At 63.7% G+C, this 4,827-nt stretch carries 3 protein-coding genes and 1 pseudogene; all 4 read left to right on the top strand.

What is annotated here, in order from left to right; genetic code table 11:
• A pseudogene (locus ACEW8G_RS14625) lies at nucleotides 1–1,291 on the top strand (type II secretion system protein GspD); the annotation flags it as partial.
• On the top strand, nucleotides 1,288–2,925 hold the full coding sequence (gene gspE, locus ACEW8G_RS14620) for a type II secretion system ATPase GspE (protein ID WP_373489134.1): 1,638 nt from the start codon (nucleotides 1,288–1,290) through the stop codon (nucleotides 2,923–2,925). The pseudogene ACEW8G_RS14625 and the gene gspE, both read left to right, overlap by 4 nt.
• Nucleotides 2,918–4,123 (top strand): type II secretion system inner membrane protein GspF, encoded by a 1,206-nt coding sequence (gene gspF, locus ACEW8G_RS14615; protein ID WP_373489133.1) that lies wholly within the window; start codon nucleotides 2,918–2,920, stop codon nucleotides 4,121–4,123. Before gspE ends, gspF begins: the two co-directional genes overlap by 8 nt.
• Before the next feature lie 115 nt (nucleotides 4,124–4,238).
• Nucleotides 4,239–4,664, top strand: coding sequence for a type II secretion system major pseudopilin GspG (gene gspG / locus ACEW8G_RS14610; protein WP_373489132.1), 426 nt, complete (start codon nucleotides 4,239–4,241; stop codon nucleotides 4,662–4,664).
• The last annotated feature ends 163 nt before the right edge of the window (nucleotides 4,665–4,827 follow it).

Here is a 4,827-nt window from a genome sequence, read left to right as displayed (position 1 = left end):
AGCAGCTGGCACAGGCGGCGCGACGCCGCAACCGGCAGTGGCTAGCGGCGGCGCGGTGGCGCTGTCCAACGGACGCGGGCAGGCGATCATCACGCGCTATGAAGGCGCCAACGCGGTGATCATTTCGGCTCCGCTCGATGTCCAGCGGTCCTTGTCCGAACTCGTCCGCCAGCTCGATATCCGGCAGGAACAGGTGCTGGTCGAAGCGATCATCGTCGAGATATCCGACCGGGTGGCGCGCGAACTGGGCGTGCAGTTTTTGATCGGCGGCAAAGACATTCCGTTTCTGGTCACGCCGTTTTCCAATGTTGCGCCCAACATTCTCGACATTGCGGGTGGCATTCTTGCCAATGAGCTCGACCAGACCACCACCGTGATCAACGGCAATGTCGTGACCACCAGCAACAACAGCGCAACCGGTGATTTCCTGCGGCAGAATGCGGCCAACCGGGTGCTTGGCGCGCGCGGAGGCTATTCGGGTTTTGCGGCCGACATCGGCAACAACCGGGTGCTCGGCGCGATCATCAATGCGGTGCAGGAAGACAGCGAATCAAACATCCTGTCGACCCCGTCTCTCACCGTGAACGACAATGTGAAGGGGTCGATCCTGTTCGGTCAGGAAATCCCGATCAGCACCGGTGAGGCGCTGTCGAACAATTTCGACAATGCCTTCCGCACCATCCAGCGTCAGAATGTCGGCATCGAGCTTGAGGTCAAGCCGCAGATCAACGCAGGCAATCAGGTCAAGCTTGATATCCGGCAGGAGGTGAGCTCGATCGTCGGCCCGGTCAGCAATGACTTTGCCGACCTGATCATCAACAAGCGCGAGGTGAAGACCACTGTCACCGTGCAGGATCGCGAGATCATCGCACTGGGCGGTCTGCTCGATGACAACGAACGCCGCACGATCCAGAAGATACCGCTGCTCGGCGACATCCCGATTATTGGTGAGCTGTTCAAGTCGCGCGGACGCGAACGGATCAAGACCAACCTGATGGTGTTCATCCGCCCGACGATCCTGCGCTCCGCCCAGGATGCACAGGCGCTTGCCGCGCGCCGCTATGGCTATGTCCGCGCCGCGCAGATGGAGTTCAACCCCAAGGTTGAACCGTCGCTCGACGTGATTTTGCGCGACTATATGGGCACCAATCCGCCGGTCGCGCCGCCGCTCGGCCCTAACGATCAGATGATCATACCGCGTGCGATGCCAAGCACCGCGCCGCTTGACAGCACCCCGCTGCCGCCCAGCCAGCCTGCGCTTTCCCCCGTTATCCAAGGAGGCCAGCCATGAGGATTCGCAAGGGCGACAGTGCCGATATTGCGCCGCCTGACACGCCATTGATTGAGCCGCAAGCTGCCCCCCTGCCTGCGATCACTGACGCTCCGCTCGACCTCACAACGGACCGCAGCCTCGCGCGGATGATGCTCGATATCCCTTATGGCTTTGCGCGCGATCAGGGCGTGGTGATGCTGGGCGAGGCCGACGGACGGCTGAAGGTCGCGCTGCGCGAGGGCGCGGACCCGGTCGCGCTGCTTGAGGTACGCCGCTATCTGGCGATGCCGTTCGATGTCGAGATCGCACCGTCCGCGCAGTTTGAGCGGCACCTGTCGGATCATTATGCGGTTGAGGGCAATGCCGCCGCGATGGCCAGTTCGATGAACATTGACGGCAGCGACCTTGAGCTGCTGGCGAGCGACCTGCCGACCGCTGAAGACCTGCTCGACAGCGCCGACGATGCGCCTGCGATCCGGCTGATCAACGGGATCATCGCCGAGGCAGCGCGGCAGGGCGTATCGGATATCCACATCGAGCCATATGAAACCGGGCTCGTCATCCGCATGCGGATGGACGGGGTGCTGCAGGAAAAGCTGCGGATGCCGCCCAATGTCGCTCCAGTGATCGTCAGCCGCATCAAGGTGATGGCGCGGCTCGACATTGCCGAACGCCGCGTGCCGCAAGATGGCCGCATCGGCCTCACCATCGGCGGCAAATTGCTCGACGTGCGCGTCTCGACGCTGCCCAGCCGCGCGGGCGAGCGCGTCGTGCTGCGTCTGCTCGACAAGGAAAACGCCAATATGGATCTGGGGCTGCTGGGCATGAGCCCGCGCACCCACAAAATCCTGACCGAGGCACTGTCAGAGCCCAACGGCATCATTCTCGTTACCGGGCCAACCGGATCGGGCAAGACGACGACGCTGTACTCGTGCCTCAAGCAGCTCAATGATGGCTCGCGCAACATGCTGACGGTCGAGGACCCGGTCGAATACGCGATTGATGGCGTTGGCCAGACCCAGGTCAACGTCAAGGTCGGGCTGACGTTTGCCGCCGGGCTGCGCGCGATCCTGCGACAGGACCCCGACGTGGTGATGATCGGCGAAATCCGCGACCATGATACGGCGGAAATCGCGGTTCAGGCCTCGCTCACCGGGCATCTGGTGCTTTCGACCGTGCACACCAACGACGCCATCGGCGCGATCACGCGGATGCGCGACATGAAGATCGAGCCGTTTTTGCTGGCGTCCACGTTGCGCGCCGTCGTGGCGCAGCGGCTGGTGCGCCGGCTGTGCCAGGAATGCCGCGAGCCGGTGCAGGCCGATGGCTCGCTCGCCTCGCTGCTCGGGTTCGACAAGGGCACCGTGGTCTATCGCCCGGTCGGCTGCGAGCATTGCAACAACACCGGTTTTGCAGGCCGCATCGGCGTGTTCGAGGCGGTGCGGGTTGACGAGACGATCCGGCGGATGATCAACGACGGCGGCGATGAGGCGATTATTGCGCGCCATGCGTTCCTCAATGCGCCCAACCTCGGCTCGGCAGCGCGAGAACTGGTGCGTACGGGCCAGACCACGGCGGAAGAGGCGATCCGCATTTCACGGCGTGAGGCAGAGCCCGTGCCGGAAATGATGGCGCACGGCCTGAATGGCTGATTTTGCCTATAAGGTGATCGATACCGCCGGGCGCGAACGGCAGGGGCGCATCCGTGCCGCTTCCGACAGCCAGGCGCGCGCCGCCCTGATCCGCAAGTCATTTCACATCGTTACGGTCGAACCGGCGCCGCCGCGCAAGGCATTGCTGACGGCGCGCACCGCGCGGCTCAGCCCCAAGCAGCTCACCCTGTTTACCCGCCAGATGTCGTCGCTGATGACCGTCAGCCCGCTGGAAGAGGCGCTGCGCACGATCAGCCGCCAGACCGAAAGCGCCAACGCGCAGGCGGTGCTCGGCAAGGTCCACGGCGGGGTGATGGAGGGCCAGTCGCTCGCCGAATCGCTGGCGCGCGAGCCCCGCAGCTTTCCGCCGCTGTATCGCGCGATGATCAGCGCGGGCGAAAGCTCGGGCTCGCTGCCGATCATCACCGAGAGGCTTGCCGAGCTGCTCGAGCGGCAGGCGCAGGTGCGCGGCAAGATCATCTCGGCGCTCGCCTATCCGATCATCCTGACGCTCGTCGCGTTCGGCGTGGTCGCCGGGTTAATGATTTCGGTGGTGCCGCGCGTCGTCGAACAGTTCGACAGTGCCTCGGCGCAGCTGCCGCTGATCACCCGGATCGTCATTGCGATATCCGATTTTCTGAGCGGCTGGTGGTGGGCGCTGCTGATCGTATTTGTCCTCGCCGCCATCGGTTTTTGGCAGGCGATGCGCGTGCCCGCCTTCAAATACCGGTTCGATGCCATGCTGCTCAAGCTGCCGCTGATCGGGCGGCTGATCCGCGACATGAACGCGGCGCGGCTGGCGCGGACGCTGGCGACGATGGTGCAAAGCCGCTTGCCGTTGCTTGAGGGGTTGAAGCTGACGACCCGCACGGTGCGCAACGCGGTGCTGCGCGAGGCGCTTGAGGAGGCGGTGGTCGCCATCCGGTCGGGCGGATCGCTGTCAGCCGCGCTCAGAAATGCGGGGACTTTCCCGCCGCTGCTGGTGTATCTTGCCGCAAGCGGCGAAAGCGCCGGGCAGCTCGACATTATGCTTGAGCGCGCTGCTGAATATCTGGAACGCGAATTCGAGAATTTCACCTCGACCGCGATGTCGTTGCTTGAACCGGCGATCATCGTGGTCATGGGCGGGGTGGTCGCGCTGATCATCCTGTCGATCCTGCTGCCGATTCTGCAGCTGCAAAACCTGACTGGCTTATGAGGATTTTATGCTGAAACGCTTACCCGCTTCCCCGCTTTCTGTTCTTCGGCGAACGCCGAAGTCCAGGGCGACCTGGCGCAACATCGCTCTGGTTTCCGGCGTTCGCCGGAAACCAATGCAGAACAGCGAACGTGGCTTCACCCTCGTCGAGCTGATGGTGGTGATCTTCATCATCGGCCTGCTCGCGACCGTCGTGGTGATCAACGTGCTGCCCAGTCAGGACCGCGCGATGACCGAAAAGGCGCGCAGCGACATTGCAACGCTCAGCCAGGCGCTTGAGATGTACCGGCTCGACAACCTGACCTATCCTAATTCGAGCGAGGGCCTGAACGCGCTGACCGCGCCGCCGCCGACGCTGACCCAGCCCGGACGCTATCGCAGCGGCGGCTATATCAAGAAGCTGCCGCAGGACCCCTGGGGCCGCCCGTATCAATATATCAGCCCCGGCCAGACCGGCGCGTTCGACCTCTATTCGCTGGGTGCTGATGGGGCACCGGGTGGCGGGAACGAGAATGCGGATATCAGCGCGAACGACGGTTGAGGGCGGGTTGATCAGCCTGTCGCCCTCACCCTTCCGCGCCTTTGGCGCTCCCTCCCTCTCCCGGTGGGAGAGGGAAGGGCCCCGCGACGCGAAGCGTCGTAGGTAGGGTGAGGGCGGGTTGATGAACTGTTGCGTATCATTGGTAGAATGTGTTTTCCGGCGA

The sequence above is a fragment of the Blastomonas sp. genome, assembly GCF_041747255.1.
Taxonomy (GTDB): Bacteria; Pseudomonadota; Alphaproteobacteria; order Sphingomonadales; family Sphingomonadaceae; genus Blastomonas.
This window is presented reverse-complemented; position numbering and strand designations above follow the sequence as displayed.

What these genes read in the sequence shown, in the direction of transcription:
- gspF (WP_373489133.1), top strand. Translation starts at nt 2,918, where the DNA reads ATGGCTGATTTTGCCTATAAGGTGATCGATACCGCCGGGCGCGAACGG.
- gspG (WP_373489132.1), top strand. Translation starts at nt 4,239, where the DNA reads ATGCAGAACAGCGAACGTGGCTTCACCCTCGTCGAGCTGATGGTGGTG.
- gspE (WP_373489134.1), top strand. Translation starts at nt 1,288, where the DNA reads ATGAGGATTCGCAAGGGCGACAGTGCCGATATTGCGCCGCCTGACACG.